This is a genomic window from Photorhabdus hainanensis, from assembly GCF_018448965.1.
In the GTDB taxonomy this organism is placed as follows: Bacteria; Pseudomonadota; Gammaproteobacteria; order Enterobacterales; family Enterobacteriaceae; genus Photorhabdus; species Photorhabdus akhurstii.
This window is the reverse complement of sequence record NZ_RCWD01000016.1, coordinates 44,772-64,796: the sequence shown is the minus strand read 5'-3', so window position 1 is coordinate 64,796 and position 20,025 is coordinate 44,772. Positions and strand designations below refer to the sequence as shown.

Below are 20,025 nucleotides of genomic sequence, written 5' to 3'. Positions count from 1 at the left end.
CCATTCTTATAATGGTTTTGTTAACATTGGTTAACAAATCTAACCTGAGATCAGCATACACTGGATGTTTTAAATCAAGCTGCTATTAAAGTCTGAGTTCTGTATTTAACAGAGCTCAGATTTTTTAATCTCAATATCAAATTAGTGATGCTTGAAGAACTTATCCAATTCCGTATGAGGGAATAAATAGATGTGCCCATATTATTCACAGTCGTGTAGCATCGGGTAGATTCTTTCCAGATGATTTTGAGGAAATCAAGAGTCGAAAATACAATTAGCCTCCAGAGGAAAGAATTGTAAGTTAGAAAAAATTCAGGTTGTGATTTTATCTTTAATGTATTTAAAATAATGCTGAAAAATCACCAATAGGAGTAGTGTATGAGAACACTAATAGGTTTTTTGGCATTAATACTGTGTGGTGTGTCATTCCTATCATTCGGTGCGAGCTTTGATTGCGCAAAAGCTACCAGTAAAGCTGAAAAGTTAATTTGCTCGACCCCGGCATTATCCCAAGCTGATGACAACCTATATATTAATTACCTTCAGGCCAAACTGGCCACCAACAACGATGCGGACTTTAAGGCTCTGGTAAAACAGAATTGGGAACTTCGCGAAAAATGCGTGGCAGTTGAATGTATTCAAGACTGGTATAAACGGTCATCGGAAATGTACAGAAAAATTGCCGCAGATAAAGCAACAGAGAACTGTTATAAAGAAAGGCAAAAAATTACTCTTGATGGCACATTGTTAAGGATTACCTATCCCGGCCCACCAAATTACGAAAGCGTGGAAAACGGGGATAGCCCTGAGACTTATTGGGTGTTGCAACCGGATAAGGCGATAAAATGCGCTACAGGGGCACCAGAATGGGGGGATCGAAGTCTGATGCAACTGGTGGTTGAGGATGAGTTTTATACCGTGTATCGAAGCCTTATTGGGCACCGCGTGAAAGTAACCGGAACCATTATGTATGCGGTTACTGGACATCACCATACACCGATAATGCTCGAAACCCAACGAATTGAAGCGGCTAAATAATTTGGAAGTAATAGCAGTGGATAATTGGTGAAGTACTGCTGGTAATTCGTAAGACCGGAAGCTATTACAATTCGATGATGTCTGGCTTGTTATTGAGTCCTAATGATATTCGAAAATGGAACCGTAGCCAGTCAAAAGATATTAGATTCTAAGGTATCAAGGATGACCTTAGTGAATCAGATAAAGAAAGTCTTGAGAGCACTAAATGAGGGGGAGGGGGGAACAATGGATAGTAAATTATTTTCCAGGCTAACTGAAAGCATGACACAGATGAACGAAGTTATTAATGGCGAACGTGTTGCCTCTCGTGAAACTCACGTTGAAGCAGTAAAAGTAAAGAATATTCGTCAGGCAACCGGTTTAAGTCAAACTGGTTTTGCTAAGTTAATTTCTGTTAATGTTGGAACCCTGCGGAACTGGGAGCAAGGAAGGCGTGAACCGCAAAAGCCTTGTTGAAAGCAATAGAGAAAGATCCGGTTCATGTTTTAAAGGCGTTATTTATGTAAATAGAGCGCATGGAAATTCCTCAGCCTCGTTTCAGCGAGGCTTTTTTACTTAAAATCCACTATGCTGCCGCTTAGTGCCGGCTTTTTTGTTTTTGAGGTCAGCATGTTTGATATATACCCAATGGATTTCAAGATGGATAGCGACGGTAAGGGAGCGAATCCCCGGGAGCATAGATAACGATGTGACCGGGGTGAGAGAGTGCAGCCAACAAAGAGGCAACTTGAAAGATAACGGGTATAGCAACTATTTTTCTGAACTAGACTTTAATTGGTGTGAGTTGCAAGGGGTTTATTTTTACAATAATTTAATATATTGATTATAAAAGAATGTTATTTAATTTAAGGAGAAAGTACATGAGTCAGAAGAATGATTTTAAAGCTTTTTCTATTAGTGATAATGCTAATGTAGTCAGTCAAGAAAAATATGAAGTAAATCAGAGTTTGCAGACTGGATTTTCATCAGATAATGTTCCAACTCACTTGTTAAATAAGGTATTACGTCAAGTGTCAACGGTATCATCTGCCGTGGCTGATTTTATCGCGGCACGATCTGACAATGATGTTCTGGATGATGGGAACATAGCCAAACTAACCGCACAATTAAATAAAGCATTAGAACAAAAAATTACAACAGACATTCCTAGCGCTTCATTAACACAAAAAGGTGTTGTTCAGCTTACAAATGTGATTGGCAATAGCGATACATTAGTGGTTACACAGAAGCTTGTTCAGGAAGTAATAAATTCATTACGTGAGTATACTCGCGAAGAGATAAATAACCGGATTAAAACAGCCAATGAAATTCCTGTTGGTTCACCTATTCCGTGGCCGTTGCCTTATCCACCTATCGGCTATCTCTCTTGTAATGGTGCATTTTTCAATAAATTACAGTACCCGAGGTTGGCGGAAGTTTATCCTGACGGTAGATTACCCGATCTAAGGGGAGAATTTATCCGGGGTTGGGATTATGGAAGAGGAGTAGATCCGTCTCGGGCATTATTATCATGGCAAGAAGGGTCTTATTTGGTACAGGAAGTTAGTGTTACTGGTGATAATATTGTTACCTTCTCACTCAATGATCGTGAAAAATTGAAGTGGGATGTTCCCGAAAGTAGCAATATTTCGACAAGAATTAAATGGATTGAAAAGACCCATCTCGCGGAAGGGCATAAGGATTATATAGGAGTGTCAAGACCTCGCAATATCGCATTTAACTACGTCGTAAAGGCGGGAATAATAGTGACACAGGAATATATCTTAGATTCGGAAACAGCCATATTAGGTGAAGATGGATTAGCAACTCAGGCTGGCTGGATCAAAGTTTATCATGTTAATCCTTATTCGAGAGAATTTGCTGGAACTAATTTTGAGTATGTCGCAGAAGGTGTAGGTTTATCAGCGCGTTCTTACCTTGATGCACCAGATTTTTCCGATACTAATAATGTAGCTGTGCGTCGCAGTGAGGACGAAAGTCATTGGGAAATAGTCCCTGACCACAGAGGGAAAATAGCTTATAACAAGCAAACTCGCGCACAACTAGAAATTATTGAATTGGGTGAGCTACCGGAAATTCTGACATTTAAGAAGCCTGATACCGATTACGATAGATGGGATGGTAAAGAGTGGATGATTGATAAAGACCTTCTCAAATCCCATCAGATTGAGGAAGCAAAACGGAAGAAAGCAGAACTGTTAAGACAGGCAAATGAAACACTCTCATTGTTACAAGACTCGGTTGATTTAGAAATTGCTACCGAAGCAGAAAAAGCCGCTTTGCAGGAGTGGAAAAGATACAGAGTATTACTCGCTCGTGTAGATATTTTACAAACGCCTGATATTGAGTGGCCGGAGATGCCCAAATGAATGAAGTTGGGTAAGAGGAGTTTTACACCAACTAAGCCACAGCCATAAAAAAACCAACCCTAACAGGTTGGTTTTTCTAGGGAAATTTGGTCGGCATGAGAGGATTTGAACCTCCGACCCCCGACACCCCATGACGGTGCGCTACCAAGCTGCGCTACATGCCGATAATTCCTATTATAGTACTGATTTTTTATCTAAAAGCAAGAGCTGAATTTTGTGACCGATTGATTTTTAAGCATTTAATTAGCTATAAAATGTTTAACCTCGGTTAGTATCTGTAACAGTTGCGCCAGATTAGGTTTAGCATCTTTGATTTCGTTGCCTTCCAGGTCATATAGGCGATAGTCACCATTTTTATCCAGGAACAGGGTATTTTCGCTGGTTGTAATGATTAGGGAACCATCATCACCGGTAATCACCCACGGATTATCACGCTGTGCCGCGAATAGATCTTGGCCTTGAGAATAATCAGCAGGAGTATTGCTGACATGCAACAAACGCTGCATTAATGTTGTCATAATGTCCTGATGGCTTGTCAGTTTATTAATTGTCTGTGGTGGTGTTCCTGGCCAATGAATCAGCAGTGGAACATGCATCTGAGCACGATTAAATCTGCCATTGTTTATCCATCTAGGTGGATGTGTGGCGGCGATTTCGCTATGTTCAGCGGTAATAACAATGACAGTATTGTTCAGTGCGTTTTTGTTTTTTAGTGTCTCTAGTACGGTGTTAATTTGAGCGTCCAGCGCCGCTCTATTACCTTGGTTGTCAGCTTTATCTAGCCCGTTCATCCTCAAGAAGGAGAACCACGGAGCATTATTATTGGGTAAAGTTAGCCATTGTTGCCATTGTTCCACCGTGATTTGATTGCTTTGGTTAACCTCGGTAGGCAATGAATAGTCGGAAAGTAATGCATGACGATAAAGCGGAGTATCAAACCCTACAGAAGAGAATAGGCCGAATTGATATCCCCGATGAGTCAGGGCATTAATCAGGGCTGATGATTTACGTCCAGCCAATATTCCATCCAGATAACCAGAAGAAATGCCATAAAACAACCCGAATAGGGCAGTATCATTTTGAATCCCGGTACTGAAATGTTGATTGAACTGAATGTTGGTTTCTCTGAAATGAGAGAGCGCAGGCATATTCTCTGCGATATCTCTATTATCCAGCCTATCAACGACCAGTATTAATAGGTTGTATCCGCTTCCTTGATCCTGATAAGTCAGATCATTAAGTGGATATTCCACTGTCAGCGCGGCAGGATCACCCTGTTGCATAAGACGGCGCTGATATTCTTGTTGATCGAGCAAACCATGTTTTTCAAGAAATTTACGCGCTGTCATTGGATAGGAGAGCGGCAGGTTAGAACGTTGCATGGTAATCGGACGATAAAAGTTAGCGTCAGCCCAGATATATATCAAATGGGAAGCTAAAAAAGCCGAAATAAGGACGGCAGCCAGTGGTTTACCAAACCGTTGCCGATTCAGGCTGCGTAGTTTCTGCCAACTCCAGGTGCCAAATAACATCTGTATCAGAAAAATAACTGGAATACAGATGAACATGAGTTGCCATTCTCGCGCGAGTTCCCCTTGATCAGGATTGATCACTAAATCCCACACTAAAGGTGTGAGGTGAAGATGGAAACGGTTGTATATGGCAATGTCGAATATTAACAGCGTCAGCCCGGCTGTGGCGAAAATGGCTGAAAGAAACCTTAGCAGGCGCTGTGACATGACAATAAATGTCAGTGGAAACAGGATCAGCAAATAAGCGGCAAAAACAATAAAACTAAAGTGCCCAAGCCAACTCGCCAGAGCATAGACTCGGCCGAACAGTGAGCTCGGCCAGTCAGAAACAAACAGGTAGCGACTACCTAATCCAAGACTGAACAGAATATTAAATAGGGCAAACCAATGCCCCCAGCTAATCATTTGGGAAACTTTTTCACGATAACGCTGACGGCTAGTTACCATATTTTGTTTACATTGTCGTCTTAGTTAAAAATTAATGGGCTTTATCTTCGTTTACCGAAGATTTAAGCGCGTGTGCAAACGAGTCAGCAATATGTCTGCGCTGTGCAGGAGATATACTCGTATTGATTAAGTTTGTTACCATATTGCCCAGTACCATTAAAGAAAGGTCTGTCGGCGTACGGTTTCTTTCCAGAACACTAACTAGTTCTGTTAATAAGCGTTCAACGTGTTCGTCACTGTAACGAGATGACTGTGGCATAGATTTAAACTTCCTGAACTAACAAAGCACATTATCTTACCGTATAGATGCGTGATTTTCCGCTCTTTTGTGGCAAATTAATTCACGGTTAAGATTATGTTGCAGTAATAACCTATTTTTAGCAATTTTTTGATATCTGCCAGTAAATTATAGTTGATGGCAGATGACGAAACGTTGTTTTCTTTCGGGGTTTTTTATTGCAGTCGTGTGTTATCGGTGTTTGAATGCGTGTTTAAAAACGCATGAAGTCAGCCGCGAAAGGAGTAGAAAGAATGAGTCTGCAAATAGATCAGATTGCCTTGCATCAATTAATCAAGCGTGATGAACAGACATTAGATGTCGTGTTGCGTGATTCTTTACTCGCCACCGATCAAGTGGTGGAAGATATGATGGCTGAATTACACCGGGTATACAGCGCAAAAAGTAAAGCTTACGGTTTATTTAATGAAGAGAGTGAATTGGCAGAAGCGCTCAGGCATCAGCGTAAAGGTGATGAAGATTTTCTTGGGTTTAGTCGTGCGGCAACAGCACGTCTGAGGGATGAACTGGCGAAATATCCGTTTGCCGAGGGAGGAACGGTCCTGTTTTGTCAGTATCGCTATCTGGCGGTAGAGTATTTATTGATTGCTGTGCTTAATAGTTGTAACAGTATGTCGGTTAACGATAATCTGGATTTAAATACTACGCATTATCTGGATATTCCTCACGCTGATATTGTTGCTCGTATAGATTTGACGGAGTGGGAAACTAATCCTGAATCAAGCCGTTATTTAACATTCCTGAAAGGCCGGGTAGGGCGTAAAGTTTCAGATTTCTTTATGGATTTTCTTGCCGCCAGTGAAGGTATGAATGCGAAAGTTCAGAATAAAGGCTTGTTACAAGCAGTTGATGATTATTGTGAATCAGGTCAGCTTGATAAGAATGAGCGTCAGGAGTATCGCCAGCAAGTATACAGCTATTGTAATGAGCAATTGCAGGCGGGAGAGGAAATCGAAATTAAGGAGCTGTCTCAGGCATTACCCGCGTTTGGAGAGCAGAATTTCCAGCAGTTTTCTCAGCAGCAGGGATATGAACTGGAAGAGAGTTTTCCGGCAGATCGCAGTACGTTGCGTCAGCTAACTAAATTTGCCGGTAGTGGTGGCGGATTAACAATCAATTTTGATGCGATGTTATTTGGTGAAAGAATTTTCTGGGATCCGGCAACGGATACTTTAACCATTAAAGGTACGCCGCCAAATTTACGTGACCAGTTACAGCGCCGTAGTGGCGGTCATTAAGAGTGGTGGCCATTGAGGCCGAAAAATAAATAACGCCGCATTTGCGGCGTTATTTACTCGGCGTCCCGAAAAGCTCGGCTATGGCTAATTAAGCACGCAGGAAGTCAATGTGTGCCAGTTTTGGTTTAAACGGATGGCGCTGTACAGCCTGCACTTTAACTTTAGTCTCTTTACCGTCGATAACCAGGGTCAGAACTTCGCTATAAAATTCAGCTTTGTGTTCCATATTGATAACCTGATCGTGATCCAGTTCAATAGAAATTGGCTCTTGGTTGCCACCGTATACGATAGCTGGAAACTTGTTAGCTCTACGCAGGCGGCGGCTCGCACCTTTGCCCTGCTCTTTACGTACTTCTGCATTAATAGTAAACATTGTTTTTTCTCTTTAAGAAGAAAATAAATCCTGCTACAGGCGACCCAGCAGCAGGTTCGAGATTTGGCTTAACATTTAATATAGTAGCAAAGTGTCAAGCGGGCGGCATTCTAGCGAAAAATGGCGGTTACAGCAAATAGAATAGGTCAATCGGAACCTATTAATATAATTCGTCTGCCCGTCGAAAACGCCCTTGGTAATCAAAGATTTTTTCACGAATCTGCCAGAATCGACCTTTTTTACGAGCGACAACAAAATCTGGATGACGCAATAGAGGTTGCTGGTGAACGATATCTGAGGCGGTTTTCCAGTTAAAAGGTATAGCCGGAGCACGCTGATGTTGACGAAGAAATTGGTACTCAAAGAGCCGTCGTTGGGCAGGGGTTGTCAACCGAAAACGTTCGGCAACGTCAGCACCATCTTCATCGTAATAGATGATTTTCAGCCATTCTCCTTTACTGTCAATTTCAGGGATGAGCTGCATACCACCACAACGCAGCACTAGTGCGTCTTTGAGTTTCAATGCGGCTTTCAGCATATCGTCGGGATCAACCAGCACTTCTTGGCAACTGTGGCAATGCCGTGCGGCGATATCATTTTCTGCACCGCAATGAGGGCAAAGTTTAAAACGAAAACGGAACTCACATTGACGGCGTTTGCCGTATTGATCCTGTTCCCAACCCTGACAGCGGCGGCCGAAGTGTTCAATAATTTCACCGTCGGAGGTGCATTTTCCCCAAAATATATTGGCGAAGTTGCAGATAGGGCAGAATACTTGAACCGGTTGGCTCTGTTTATCCGGTTTATTGCCGCCAACTTCTGGTGTGTAGAGATCGTGAGGATTTCCTGCGTAATCGAGAATCAGGCAATCTTTTTTGCCGGGGAATAATCGTAAACCACGACCGATAATTTGCTGATATAGACTGACGGATTCAGTAGGACGCAGAATGGCTATCAGATCAACATGGGGAGCATCAAATCCGGTTGTCAATACGGCGACGTTAACCATATAGCGCAATTGCTGAGTTTTAAAGGCTTCGATGAACAGATCGCGATCAGCGGCTGATGTATCGGCACTGACTAATGCGGCCTGGCCGGAAGGGAGTAATTGAAAAATCTCTTTGGCATGTTCGACAGTTGCCGCAAAAAGCATAACGCCTTTGCGATCAGCGGAATATTCAATGATTTGTTTTATAATATGAGGTGTGATGCGTTTTTGTCGTTTGATTTCGTGATTTAAATCAGTTTCATTGAAAATACCTTGCTGACTGGAGCGAACTTGGCTGAAATCATATTGCATAACCGGCATATCTAGCCGCTTTGGGGGGACCAGGAAACCGTGTTTAATCATATAACGCAGGGGCAATTCATATATACAATCACGGAAAAAACAGTTTTCATCACCACGGATCATTCCGTGATAGTGATATTGATATATCCAGCCGATAGCCAGTCTGTAAGGTGTTGCTGTTAAGCCAAGAATACGTAGTTGAGGGTTATTTTGCCGAAGGTGAAGAATAATTTGTTGATACTGGCTGTTTTCATCATCGCTAATGCGGTGACATTCATCAATTATCAGCAACGAGAATTGATTATCAAAATGCTCAAGATTACGGGCGACAGATTGAACACTACCAAACACCACTTTTCCTGCGCTTTGTTTTTGCTGCAATCCGGCGGAAAAAATATCTGCGGGTAAACCGTATGCGCAATATTTGCTGTAGTTCTGTGCAACTAATTCTTTTACATGAGCTAATACTAATACTTTCCCACGCGCTAATTTTGCCAGTTCAGCAATAACCAGGCTTTTACCTGCTCCCGTTGGTAATACAATGACTGCGGGTTCATGCTGGCGCCGGAAGTGATTAACAGTGGCATCCACGGCTTCTTGCTGATAGGGACGTAAAGTAAAAGTCATGATCGTTCCGTAACAGAAAAATATTCGTAAAAGAGTAACATTTTTCTTATTAATTTGCTGTGGGCGGAAGTCAAGGTAAGATAATTATCTGATTGAGAGAAACTATAACTGGTTATAACAAATAGATAATTGTTGTTTATAGTAAACATGGTTATGATTAGCTTTCAAATCTTTTGGGTTAATTTCACATCTTCTTTTTGGCGGCGCTGTTTGGCGGCATTGTTTGGTAGCATTGTGTTGTAGTGCCGAGGTAGTGCCAAAATAGTAGTGAATCATGTTCATTTTTAAATTAATTAATACAGGTGTCTTCATCCATGCGATTGGATAAATTTTTGTCACAACAGCTTGGTATCAGTCGGAATGACGTAGGACGGGAGCTGCGTGCAGGGCGTATCACTGTTGATGATGAGATTATAAAAACCGGAGCTTATAAATTAACTCCAGAGCAACAGGTCATGTTTGATGGTTCGTTATTGGAACAGCAGCAAGGGCTTCGTTATTTTATGCTAAATAAACCACAAGGGTATGTCTGTTCCACTGATGATCCGATAAATCCGACGGTTCTCTATTTTATTGATGAATCGGCTGCGCATAAATTACATACGGCTGGTAGGCTGGATATGGATACCACCGGTTTGGTTTTGCTAACCGATGATGGTCAATGGTCTCATCGCATTACTTCCCCGAAACATCATTGTGAAAAAACATATCTAGTTACACTTGAATGCCCGGTTGCAGCAGAGACGGCAGATAAATTTCTTGCAGGTGTTCAACTTAATGGTGAAAAGACACTGACAAAACCCGCCCAACTGGAAATTCTGGAACCTCAAGTTGTCCGTTTGACGATTAGTGAAGGGCGTTATCATCAGGTAAAACGTATGTTTGCAGCGGTAGGTAATCGGGTAATAGCGCTTCATCGTGAGCGAATCGGCGAAATCATTTTAGATCCTGAATTGGAGCCAGGAGAATATCGGCCATTGACTAAGCAAGAAATTGTTAGTGTCAATGTTCCTTAATTCTAGTTTTAGTTAATTATTTTAAATTATTGGAGCAATATACGTGCGACAACAACGATCGTCCTATTTAGGACTGATTTTAATTCTTGGTCTGCTTTCTATGTTAATGCCTCTTGCCATTGATATGTATTTACCGAGTTTACCGACTGTCGCCGAAGATTTCGGTGTAGATAGCGGGCAGGTTCAGATGACGCTGAGCAGTTATATTCTTGGTTTTGCTATCGGTCAGATGGTATATGGTCCAATGGCTGACAGTTTGGGGCGTAAGCCGGTTATTCTGGGTGGGGTTGCTGTATTTGCTCTAGCTTCGGCTGCATGCGCAATGGTTCAGAATATCGATGATTTTATTTATATGCGCTTTTTACATGGCTTCTCCGCCGCCGCCGCAGGGGTTGTCATTAATGCGCTAATGCGAGATTTGTTCACCAAAGATGAATTCTCGCGCAGCATGTCTTTTGTAATATTGGTAATGACTGTTGCTCCATTAATTGCTCCAATTCTTGGTGGCATGATAATGATTTGGTTCACATGGCATGCTATTTTCTGGAGTATTGCGGTAACTGCTGTTATTACCGTATTCCTCGTTGCTTTCTTTATCAGAGAGACTTTGCCAAGAGAGAAAAGACAAAAATTTCATCTTCGTACAACTGTAAATCAGTTTATTATGTTATTTCGCCAGCGCCGTGTATTTTGCTATATTCTTGCCAGCAGTTTTTCATTTGCGGGAATGTTTTCTTTTCTCAGTGCAGGGCCGTTTGTTTATATTGAGTTAAATGGTGTTTCTCCTCAGCACTTTGGTTATTACTTTGCGCTTAATATTGCATTTATGTTTGTAATGACGACAATAAATAGTCGCTATGTCCGACGTTTTGGTGCGTTGAAGATGATGTATTTTGGTTTGAGTGTGCAGTTTGTGATGGGGATCTGGTTGTTACTGTCTACCACACTCGATTTTGGCTTTATTGCTTTGGTCATCGGTGTTGCAGCTTATATATGTGGTATTTCTATGATTACATCTAATGTCATGGCGGTGGTTTTAGATGATTACCCACATATGGCCGGAACGGTGTCTTCATTTGCGGGTACAATTCGTTATGGTATTAGTGCCTTGGTTGGTGCATTACTTGCCATGTTGCCAGCCCAAAATGCTTGGCCAATGGTTGGCTCTATGGTTTTATCTGTTATTTTAGCTGTGCTGTTTATTATGTATACAAAAAAGAGTCGGTAAATAAAAACAGAAGGCTGTTTTCATGTGCAGCCTTTTCTTTAAAAAGAAAATTATTGTAAGCGAAAAATATTTTTGATGATATTTTACGGTTATAATTTTATGAGAGATTATTGAGTAACCATTTTATTCTAAAATGTATATCTTCTTTCATTGATATATTCTTGATTGATAGGAGTAAGGTTTAATTTATTGAAGATGATAAATTAAATTATATTGTTATGATATTTTTGTTATTTTAATATTTACCATTAGGCAATGAGACTATAATAAGTTTGTGGTATCAGTAGCATTTTCTGTATCACTGGAATTATCATTAAAAACGATAATTTTATTAAAGAGAGTATTTTTCCTGAATATTTCGGGGAATTGAAAATTGGTTGTGCTTAATAGCTATAAATAGTGGTGCTGATCTATTTATGGCGAGGCGAAACTATTGTTGTTTCATTGTTTTTTTATTATTGCTGTTGTGTTTTGTTGATTTTTGTATTCCCGTTGGGCTAACAGGCTAACTTTTGACTGTAAGGAAATTCCGAAATGTTCTGCCATGAGAATAAGTTGTTGTTGATGCATTGATGGTAATTATAAGTCTTTGTTGTATTTTTGTTAAATTAACAAATATTAAATGGCGTTATTATTAGGTTGTCGTTAATTATACCTTATAAAACACATTGTTATCTATTTGTTTTTACAGTTCTTATTTGATTTTTATGTTAAAGTGTTGAGTTGAAAAAATAAAATATGTAAACAATCATTAAACATAAAGTTGGGTTTTTGCATAAAAATTAGTTGAGTTTTCTTTAAAAAAAGTATAAATATATGAGAAATGAGAGATTGATCTCACTTTTTCTAAGGTGAAATTTGGAATTAATGTAATACTATAAACACAAATTTAACTTTTCGTTTACCTTTTTTGGGGGTTAGTTATTCGGTTTTGGCGAGTAGAACACCTGAAGATAGCCGCTAACTTTAACTTTTGTATCTATGTTCTTTCAGGTAGGAATGATTCGTGAATAATATTCAGCTTTCGGTAGTACATCGGCTGCCGCAAAGTTACAGGTGGTCACCCGGTTTTGTGGGTATCAAAGTTGAGCCGCTTCCGGTTGATGAAGTGAATGCAGAGAGCAGCCTGATGGGGTTGAAATTACTCAGCCACGAGGACGGGGCTGCGTGGAACGTTATGCAAAAATTGCAGCAATCACTTGTTGATATGCAAATTGGAAGCACTGTGATTGAGTTGGAAGGTCAACCGTGCTTATTTATTAATAGTGAAGATGAAAGTGCGGTTATGTGTCGTTTGAAGACACTTGGCGCTGCCATTGCTGAAAAGATAACTGCGCTTTATCCATTCTGATATAAACGCGAAAAGCGCTTCCTTTGATGGAAGCGCTTTTTTGTAGGCAAGGGAAAAATTTTTAGCCGTTAGGCACTAGGTTATTACTGATGACTCGGCGACCGCCGTAATAACGTTTGCTCCAGTATGTGCTGCTTAACTTGGAAACGACGACACCATTGCTGGTAGAAGCATGGACGAATTGGTCATTGCCAACATAGATGCCAATATGCCTGGTACGGGTACCTGTCTTAAATAAAACTAAATCGCCAGGGCGCAGCTTTGAGCGGTCGATTTTTTTGCCAATATTTTGTTGTTCAAATGTTGAACGTGGCAGTTCCATACCAAACTGATCACGGAAAGTACGTTGAACAAAGGCAGAACAATCTATACCGCGTTTTGTATCGCCACCGAGTCGATAGGCAACGCCCTTCCAGCCATTGTATTGGCTAAGAATTTTAGATTTTATGTCCAGATTACGAACAAGCGCTTCGAATTCATCCTGAGACGCTTGAAGTAAGAAGCCGTTCTTACCGTTTACTGCATGCGTATCAGTTTGTGTGTTACGAAACCTTGATGAATCTGGCGAGCTGCACGCGGATAAAGTGATCGCTACGAACAGCGCGGGTATCAGCCGCGTAATGTATCTCAGAGCCGGTTGAGACTTGACCATTATTTTTGTTTTCCCTTGCTATCCTTACCTTAGTTGGTCGCTATTATTGAAAAATATCAAACGCTTCGAAGCCTGGTGTTAGAAAAAACAATGAGTAAACAACGCGCTTGGTGGAAAAACGCGCCTGATGCCACGTTTTATAACGATATTTACAATAAATGTCATTCAGACCGAGAGTACAGAAACAATCAGGAAAAGGCGAGTATTTAATGACATAATTTACAAAAAATTAGATTTCTAAGTAGGAGAGATCAGGGATGTTGCTAATTTATGTTATTTATGTGGGTTTTATGAGCTATTGGGAAGGTTAAATATCTCCCCAATATTATTCGGTAAAAAGAGTTTAAGGGAAAGATCTTAAATTGGGCGACCAATTTGTGGCAGATTCTTATCCAGCCAGTTAATCATGATATCACTTAATGGTGTTAATAGTAGCCAACTTGTTCCGATTAGCACCAGTGATAAAGAGCCGACGGCAATATCAGTAAACCAATGCGCTCCTGCCATGATACGAGGTAATGCAAAGATTACCATGATCAATAATGCGGTACAGAATGCTCCACCTGAGATATAGCGAAGGATAAAGCAGCTAAAAATCAGGAGCATTAATCCGTGATCGCCTGGAAAGCTATCGCCTGATGCATCTTTTGTTGCCAGATTGGTCATTTCGCTAATACGATTGATATGATCAAAGGTTAATGTTGGACTTGGACGGATAACCGGGAGTAGATGACCGATTTGGTTAAGTATAACTGCGCTTATTATCATGACCAAACCAATCATGAATAATCTGCGTTTGCCATCGTAATTCTGTTTACGAAAAGCGTTGTAATATAGTAATCCCATACATAAAAGCGAAATGGCATCGAAAGCCCTGATATTCACAAATGCTACAAATTCTGTGAATATTGAACCTGGGATTAATTTCTCATTAAAGAAGTAGAAGATTGCAGAGTCGATTTTGAACCAAAAACCGTGCTGTTCTGGTAAATACCAAGAGAGAAACAGAGTAATCCCCAACAGGTTCAATATAAATATGGTAAATGAGTGACTGCGTGTCATGGGAGACCTATTTGTTAAAAATAAAATAAGTGGTAACTGAACTTACAATTATGTCGGTTAATATAACAAATATTGAGTAATAATGTCACAATTCTTAATCATAAGTTAATTTGTTGTTTTTTTATCTACTTTGTGCTTTTTCCTTCATTTTTTATTTACTTTGGCAACTATATCTGTCCAATTCTGCGGGTTTTTATTGAGTGATGTTGTGGTGTTTAAGGTTGTAAATTCTTAATTTATTGATAATTATCTCTGATAATTCTAATATTGGAAGATATAAATATCTTAATCAGCTTTAATCGCTAAAAATCATAAATAAACAACGAAAATAGCCGTTACCAATACATAGACTCATAAATTTTTACGATTTCTAGGTTGATTTCATTTTTGGAAATCGCAGCGAATGATGTTGTTTTATGGTGAGGGTTTTATGTCTATGTTCCGGGTTATGATAGGTTGCTTTTTTCTGATGATTCCTGGTTTTGTCAATAGCGGATCAGAAACAACATCAAATACAGGGATTATTCGCTTTTCAGGTGCGATCGTTGAATCACCGTGTCGTTTTGACTGGCGTGATAACTGGGCTGACACTACTTGTTGGCGAAAGGGACATAAAATTACCCAACGACGAAAGCTCGATTTGCAAAATGATATTTATTTTTATTTACCACACCAAATGGGGGTAACAGAGATTAAATGGATAAAAGGAAAAGATAAAATCGGTGTTGTTACAATTTTCTATAATTGATGTTAAGAAAAATTTTAGAAGAGGAGTAAGGATTTTATTTATCATTGCTAAAATGAATGAGGGACAAATTTATGTTGTATTTTATTTGAGAATTTAAATTATCTCTAAATGCTAAAGGGAAAGTAGGTGATTGATTTAATGAATGGAATAGGTAAAGTGAGTTACCCTGTTTTATACCGGGCAACTCAGAATTAGATAATATTGTTAATCGCAACGTCCCATATAGCGACGTTCTGCAATATGAATACGGATTTTTTCCCCGCTACTGATATATTCAGGTACTTGTACGGTGAGTCCGGTGCTCATTTTGGCAGGTTTTGTCCGTGCGCTGGCTGAAGCGCCTTTAATTCCAGGAGCCGTTTCTTCAATAACCATATCGACTGTCTGTGGCAGTTCAAGGGCAATGACTTGTCCCTCTATTGTCAGAACTTGCATACCCGGCAGGCCACCTTCGGGAATAAATAATAACTCTTCTTCGATTTGTTCCTTTTTAAAGTGATAAGGTGTGAAATCCTCATCATCCATGAAAACATATTCATCACCATCAATATAGGAAAAGTTAACGCTACGGCGAGTCAGGCTTATCGTATCAAGGATATCATCGCCTTTGAAACGTTCTTCCACTTTCTGACCGGTGCGGATATCAGTAAAGCGCATTTTATATAATGTGCTAGCTCCCCGGGCGCTTGGTGCTTGAATATCAATGTCTTTGACTAGCAGTAATTTACCATTATAACTGACGGCACTACCGCGTTTAATTTCGTTGGCTTTAGCCATATGTAACCTTCCATAAAACTGCAAGAGAATAATCGGCGACAAAATTACTCGCAGTCAAGGCATTAGGCAAGTAGGGATTAAAAAACCCCGCTGTTTTTTTACATTGGGGTTGTAGTAATAATGTTTTATATCAACGATACACAGGCAATAAATCAAGAGAGGATAAAATATGAGCTATGGCATTTATCAGACCAAACAGGATGACGAATCCAATAAGGAATTTTCCTCCTGGCGCTCGATAGCTGGCTTCAGGGAAGCGTTGGCGACTTGCTCGAGCCATAAGTGCTGGAATAATGACAGCCCAGATAGTGGCAGCGAATCCAGCGAAACCAATAGCATATAGAAAACCATTGGGGAACAGTAAAGCTAGCGCTGTTGGTGGAATAAATGTCACTAATGCAGATTTTAACCGGCCGGTGTTATTATCTTTAAAACCAAAGAAATCAGCTATGTAATCAAATAGCCCTAAAGAGACACCAAGAAATGAACTTGCTAATGCCATATAAGAAAAGGCATTTAGAAGCTGGTGAACGGTTTCGCTGTTTGTTGTATTATCCATGTGCTTTAATAAAGCATCGATATTCCCGCCATCAGCAATAATCTGTTTGAATACTTCGCGGGGAATATTTCCCTGAATGACATATTGCCACAAGATGTAAATAGCTAATGCGATTAACGTACCGAATAACAGGCTGCGAATAACGGCTTTGCTATCTTTATGATAATATTTTACTAAACTTGGAATGTTACCGTGATATCCGAATGAGACGAGTAAATAGGGCAGAGCGGCTAAAGCATAAGGCATATAACTTGTTGATGTGTTGTTTGATATAGCATCCGTCTGATTAAACAGGATGACATATTTAACTTCGGTAAACATACCGCCAGCGGACATAAAAAAAGTAATCACCATACCGCCGATCAAAATTGTGCTCAGACGATCCACAGCTTGAGTCGATAACCAGACAATAAGTGCGACGATAAAGGCGAAAATAAGGCCAGCATTTGCCTGTGATATCGGAATAATATTTTTAAAATTGTGGACAATAATTGAGCCGCCCGCTGAAATATAGGCATAGGTCAATATATAAAGCACGAATGCAATAGAGATACCATTGATGGCATTCCATCCTTTACCGAGTAAATCTTTAGTCATGGTATGGAAGCTGGCGCCTGATGGATAGTTCAGGTTGGTTTCTAGTATCATCAAGCCGGAAAAATACATACACACCCATGTGTAAACCAGCAGAATAATTGAGCCAGTAAACCAGACTCCAGAAGTTACCACAGGAGTAGAAAACATTCCTGCACCGACAGCAGTTCCGGCAATTATCATTGCACCTCCCAGTATGGGAGGGCGTTTTAAACTCTGGGTTGTCTCAATGGACATATTTAACTCCTGCTGGTATATTGTTTCTTTGTACTAGCTTAAAGATACATTTTTGTCTATAGAGTGTAAATAGATGTCATAAAGGATTATTTGAAATTGAACTAACATAAGTTAGTTTATTCGGCCAGATAAAATTTATTTTCTTGCCACATTTTTATTGCATTCCGACTGGCTTCAAAATGAGGTTCAGGAAGATTATCGGGATTGCACCACATAAGTTGTTCACATTTTTCTGGTTCCATCAATTTCGGTTCATCTCCTGCATGTTTTGCCAGTAAACACACCGAAATAGTGTGTTTTCCTTCCTGTTGATAAGTTTGAAGGTTATTGCAAATCCCGTAGACTTTTGGTGACTGAATTGTCAGGCCTGTTTCTTCTGCGATTTCACGGATTGCACATTGCTCAAAAGTTTCTCCGGCATCAACATGACCGCCAAAGATTGACCAGTATGGTGCATGTTTACTGTTGCGTTTTCCAAGTAATACTTGACCATGTTCATTTACAATAACAACGCCAACACCCACAATGACAGACATTTGGTTCATTCCTTCGTCTAAATTTCAGCAAATTTGCATCTTATTTTTGAGAAAAACTCAATGCTATTCTTATCCGTAAATCAATTTAAGGCAACGATCAATAAAGTACGGAATTTAACTGAAACGATTCAATTTTAGTGATATAAAGTGATATAAATAGAACTGAGAATTCGTAGTAATGATGATTATCTACTTAGGAGACATTGGGCGAATATGAGCCGTAGAGTTGCCACTATCACCCTAAACCCTGCTTATGATTTAGTGGGGTTGTGCCCGGAAATCGTCAAGGGGGCGATCAATCGCGTGCAAACCGCCGGACTACATGCTGCGGGAAAAGGCAATAATGTTGCTAAAGTTTTGCGTGATTTAGGTATTGATGTCACGGTGAGTGGTTTTTTGGGTAAGGAAAATCAGGAAGGATTTCAACAATTCTTCAATGAAAATGGTATGGTCAATCGTTTTCATTTAGTGCCGGGCAGAACACGGATTAATGTCAAATTGACAGAGGAAAGCGGCGAAGTGACAGATTTTAACTTCTCTGGTTTTTATGTCGGTGAAGCTGAATGGTCAGGATTTGTTAATGATTCGCTTTCATGGCTTGGGCAGTTTGATATGGTGGTTGTGAGTGGAAGCTTACCTGCTGGTGTCTCTGCTGAATCGTTTACCGACTGGATGACCTGCCTGCGTCAGCTTTGCCCTTGTATTATTTTCGATAGCAGCCGTGAAGCATTGGTCGCAGGATTAAAAGCATCCCCTTGGTTAGTTAAGCCGAATCGCCATGAGCTTGAAATATGGGCAGGGCGATTGTTACCTGAGTTATCCGATATCATCATGGCTGCGCATCAACTTAGGGATCAAGGAATCGCTCATGTTGTCATATCCTTGGGCGAGCAGGGGGCATTATGGGTTAATGCTTCTGGAGCATGGTTGGCAAAACCACCGCATTGTAAAGTCGTCAGCACTGTTGGGGCTGGTGATTCAATGGTTGGTGGTTTGGTTTATGGTTTGCTGATGCGAGAATCCAGTGAACATACTTTGCGATTGGCGACGGCTGTATCCGCGCTTGCCGTTAGCCAGCCTAATGTAGGTATCAGTAATCGCCCCGAATTAGCGGCCATGATGGCTGACGTTGAACTGATACCCGTTGAATGATGCTTTAATTAAAGAATAATTAATGTTGTTGTAACTTCAGCCAGGCAATTTCTTGCGGCCAAATATCTGGGTTTATCGTTTCAAGGATGAGTGGAATACCATCAAAACGAGCATCTTTCATAATATAACTGAAAGGTGTTTTGCCAATATTTCCTTCTCCAAGGCTATGATGTCGGTCAACACGGCTGGCGAATTCACTTTTGGCATCATTTAAATGCATTCCGCATAGATATTGAAAACCAACAACTTTTTCAAACTGTTGAAAAGTTTGTTTACAAACATCATCCGTACGTAAATCATAGCCAGCAGCAAAGGCGTGACAGGTATCAATACAGACACCCACTCGGCTTTTATCTTCAACTCCGTCAATAATTGCCGCCAGATGTTCAAATTTGAAACCCAGATTAGTGCCTTGACCTGCCGTATTTTCGATAACAGCAGTGACTCCCTGGGTTTTATTGAGAGCAATATTGATAGATTCTGCAATACGTGCGAGGCATTTATCCACATCTATTTTATTGAGATGGCTGCCAGGATGAAAATTTAATAGATCGATCCCTAATTGTTCGCAACGTTGCATCTCATCAATAAAAGCTAGCCGGGATTTTTCCAGAGCTTCACTTTCTGGATGGCCGAGATTAATCAGATAACTGTCGTGAGGGAGAATTTGCCGACGGCCATATCCATAACGTTCACAATTTTCTTTAAATTTATCGATAACATCAGCGGCTAAAGGTGGAGCATTCCACTGGCGCTGATTTTTTGTAAATAGGGCAAAGGCGGTGGCTTTTAATTCGTGCGCCCGGATAACCGCTTGATCAACTCCGCCGGCAGCGCTGACATGTGCTCCAACAAATTTCATATTTTTCTCCTTCCTACTTTACGTCATTATGACATTGT

The 20,025-nt window shown here is 40.3% G+C and carries 18 protein-coding genes, 1 tRNA gene and 3 pseudogenes; 10 read left to right on the top strand and 12 right to left on the bottom strand.

Annotated elements, in window-relative coordinates; translation table 11 throughout:
* The first annotated feature begins 378 nt into the window (after window positions 1-378).
* From EAE92_RS11800 to EAE92_RS11785, 4 genes and pseudogenes are all read left to right on the top strand, one after another.
* Window positions 379-1,038: a DUF4431 domain-containing protein gene (locus EAE92_RS11800; RefSeq protein ID WP_214068219.1), complete on the top strand. Its 660-nt coding sequence runs from the start codon at window positions 379-381 to the stop codon at window positions 1,036-1,038.
* Between the two features lie 225 nt (window positions 1,039-1,263).
* Window positions 1,264-1,544, top strand: a pseudogene (locus tag EAE92_RS11795) (helix-turn-helix domain-containing protein).
* A gap of 354 nt (window positions 1,545-1,898) precedes the next feature.
* A pseudogene (locus tag EAE92_RS11790) lies at window positions 1,899-2,556 on the top strand (tail fiber protein); the annotation flags it as partial.
* A gap of 227 nt (window positions 2,557-2,783) precedes the next feature.
* Window positions 2,784-3,407, top strand: a complete 624-nt coding sequence (locus tag EAE92_RS11785) for a tail fiber assembly protein (protein WP_422616055.1) — start codon at window positions 2,784-2,786, stop codon at window positions 3,405-3,407.
* Between the two features lie 39 nt (window positions 3,408-3,446).
* Here EAE92_RS11785 and EAE92_RS24565 read toward each other — a convergent pair.
* The 4 genes and pseudogenes from EAE92_RS24565 to EAE92_RS11770 all read right to left on the bottom strand — a co-directional run.
* A pseudogene (locus EAE92_RS24565) lies at window positions 3,447-3,539 on the bottom strand (hypothetical protein); the annotation flags it as partial.
* Window positions 3,495-3,571, bottom strand: a tRNA-Pro gene (locus tag EAE92_RS11780). The gene EAE92_RS11780 and the pseudogene EAE92_RS24565, both read right to left, overlap by 45 nt.
* A gap of 75 nt (window positions 3,572-3,646) precedes the next feature.
* Window positions 3,647-5,386, bottom strand: a complete 1,740-nt coding sequence (gene yejM, locus EAE92_RS11775) for an LPS biosynthesis-modulating metalloenzyme YejM (protein ID WP_214068218.1) — start codon at window positions 5,384-5,386, stop codon at window positions 3,647-3,649.
* A gap of 31 nt (window positions 5,387-5,417) precedes the next feature.
* Window positions 5,418-5,645 (bottom strand): YejL family protein, encoded by a 228-nt coding sequence (locus EAE92_RS11770; protein ID WP_011147091.1) that lies wholly within the window; start codon window positions 5,643-5,645, stop codon window positions 5,418-5,420.
* Between the two features lie 272 nt (window positions 5,646-5,917).
* Here EAE92_RS11770 and yejK point away from each other — a divergent pair, with 272 nt between their 5' ends.
* Window positions 5,918-6,922: a nucleoid-associated protein YejK gene (yejK, locus tag EAE92_RS11765; RefSeq protein WP_214068217.1), complete on the top strand. Its 1,005-nt coding sequence runs from the start codon at window positions 5,918-5,920 to the stop codon at window positions 6,920-6,922.
* Between the two features lie 88 nt (window positions 6,923-7,010).
* Here yejK and rplY read toward each other — a convergent pair whose 3' ends face one another.
* Complete coding sequence (gene rplY, locus EAE92_RS11760; protein ID WP_105398219.1) at window positions 7,011-7,295, bottom strand: 50S ribosomal protein L25; 285 nt, start codon at window positions 7,293-7,295, stop codon at window positions 7,011-7,013.
* Window positions 7,296-7,455: 160 nt separating this feature from the next.
* Complete coding sequence (radD, locus tag EAE92_RS11755) at window positions 7,456-9,213, bottom strand: DNA repair helicase RadD (protein WP_214068216.1); 1,758 nt, start codon at window positions 9,211-9,213, stop codon at window positions 7,456-7,458.
* A 314-nt stretch (window positions 9,214-9,527) separates the two neighbouring features.
* Between radD and rsuA the strand changes: the two genes are divergently transcribed.
* The 3 genes from rsuA to EAE92_RS11740 all read left to right on the top strand — a co-directional run bounded on the left by rsuA (window position 9,528) and on the right by EAE92_RS11740 (window position 12,808).
* Complete coding sequence (gene rsuA, locus EAE92_RS11750) at window positions 9,528-10,229, top strand: 16S rRNA pseudouridine(516) synthase RsuA (protein WP_214068215.1); 702 nt, start codon at window positions 9,528-9,530, stop codon at window positions 10,227-10,229.
* A 43-nt stretch (window positions 10,230-10,272) separates the two neighbouring features.
* A complete protein-coding gene (locus tag EAE92_RS11745; protein ID WP_214068214.1) occupies window positions 10,273-11,457 on the top strand; it encodes a Bcr/CflA family multidrug efflux MFS transporter in 1,185 nt (394 codons plus the stop codon).
* Between the two features lie 1,006 nt (window positions 11,458-12,463).
* Window positions 12,464-12,808, top strand: coding sequence for a YejG family protein (locus tag EAE92_RS11740; RefSeq protein ID WP_046394932.1), 345 nt, complete (start codon window positions 12,464-12,466; stop codon window positions 12,806-12,808).
* Window positions 12,809-12,869: 61 nt separating this feature from the next.
* Here the strand turns inward: EAE92_RS11740 and mepS are convergent, their stop codons facing one another.
* Together mepS and EAE92_RS11730 are read right to left on the bottom strand one after the other, a co-directional pair.
* On the bottom strand, window positions 12,870-13,460 hold the full coding sequence (mepS, locus tag EAE92_RS11735; protein ID WP_046394931.1) for a bifunctional murein DD-endopeptidase/murein LD-carboxypeptidase: 591 nt from the start codon (window positions 13,458-13,460) through the stop codon (window positions 12,870-12,872).
* 357 nt (window positions 13,461-13,817) lie between these two features.
* Window positions 13,818-14,522: a phosphatase PAP2 family protein gene (locus EAE92_RS11730; protein ID WP_214068213.1), complete on the bottom strand. Its 705-nt coding sequence runs from the start codon at window positions 14,520-14,522 to the stop codon at window positions 13,818-13,820.
* A gap of 403 nt (window positions 14,523-14,925) precedes the next feature.
* On the opposite strand from EAE92_RS11730, the gene EAE92_RS11725 reads away from it, so the two are divergent.
* Complete coding sequence (locus EAE92_RS11725; RefSeq protein ID WP_246545148.1) at window positions 14,926-15,270, top strand: hypothetical protein; 345 nt, start codon at window positions 14,926-14,928, stop codon at window positions 15,268-15,270.
* A 204-nt stretch (window positions 15,271-15,474) separates the two neighbouring features.
* Here EAE92_RS11725 and yeiP read toward each other — a convergent pair whose 3' ends face one another.
* From yeiP to EAE92_RS11710, 3 genes are all read right to left on the bottom strand, one after another.
* The gene (yeiP, locus tag EAE92_RS11720; RefSeq protein WP_036777297.1) at window positions 15,475-16,047 is read right to left on the bottom strand and encodes an elongation factor P-like protein YeiP; all 573 of its coding nucleotides are present in this window, start codon (window positions 16,045-16,047) and stop codon (window positions 15,475-15,477) included.
* Window positions 16,048-16,177: 130 nt separating this feature from the next.
* Window positions 16,178-17,437 (bottom strand): tryptophan permease, encoded by a 1,260-nt coding sequence (gene mtr, locus EAE92_RS11715; protein ID WP_214068212.1) that lies wholly within the window; start codon window positions 17,435-17,437, stop codon window positions 16,178-16,180.
* 116 nt (window positions 17,438-17,553) lie between these two features.
* Window positions 17,554-17,973, bottom strand: coding sequence for a nucleotide triphosphate diphosphatase NUDT15 (locus tag EAE92_RS11710; protein WP_214068211.1), 420 nt, complete (start codon window positions 17,971-17,973; stop codon window positions 17,554-17,556).
* Between the two features lie 213 nt (window positions 17,974-18,186).
* On the opposite strand from EAE92_RS11710, the gene fruK reads away from it, so the two are divergent.
* Window positions 18,187-19,125, top strand: a complete 939-nt coding sequence (fruK, locus tag EAE92_RS11705) for a 1-phosphofructokinase (RefSeq protein WP_214068210.1) — start codon at window positions 18,187-18,189, stop codon at window positions 19,123-19,125.
* A 19-nt stretch (window positions 19,126-19,144) separates the two neighbouring features.
* Here the strand turns inward: fruK and nfo are convergent, their stop codons facing one another.
* Complete coding sequence (gene nfo, locus EAE92_RS11700; RefSeq protein WP_036777292.1) at window positions 19,145-19,987, bottom strand: deoxyribonuclease IV; 843 nt, start codon at window positions 19,985-19,987, stop codon at window positions 19,145-19,147.
* Window positions 19,988-20,025: the final 38 nt, after the last annotated feature.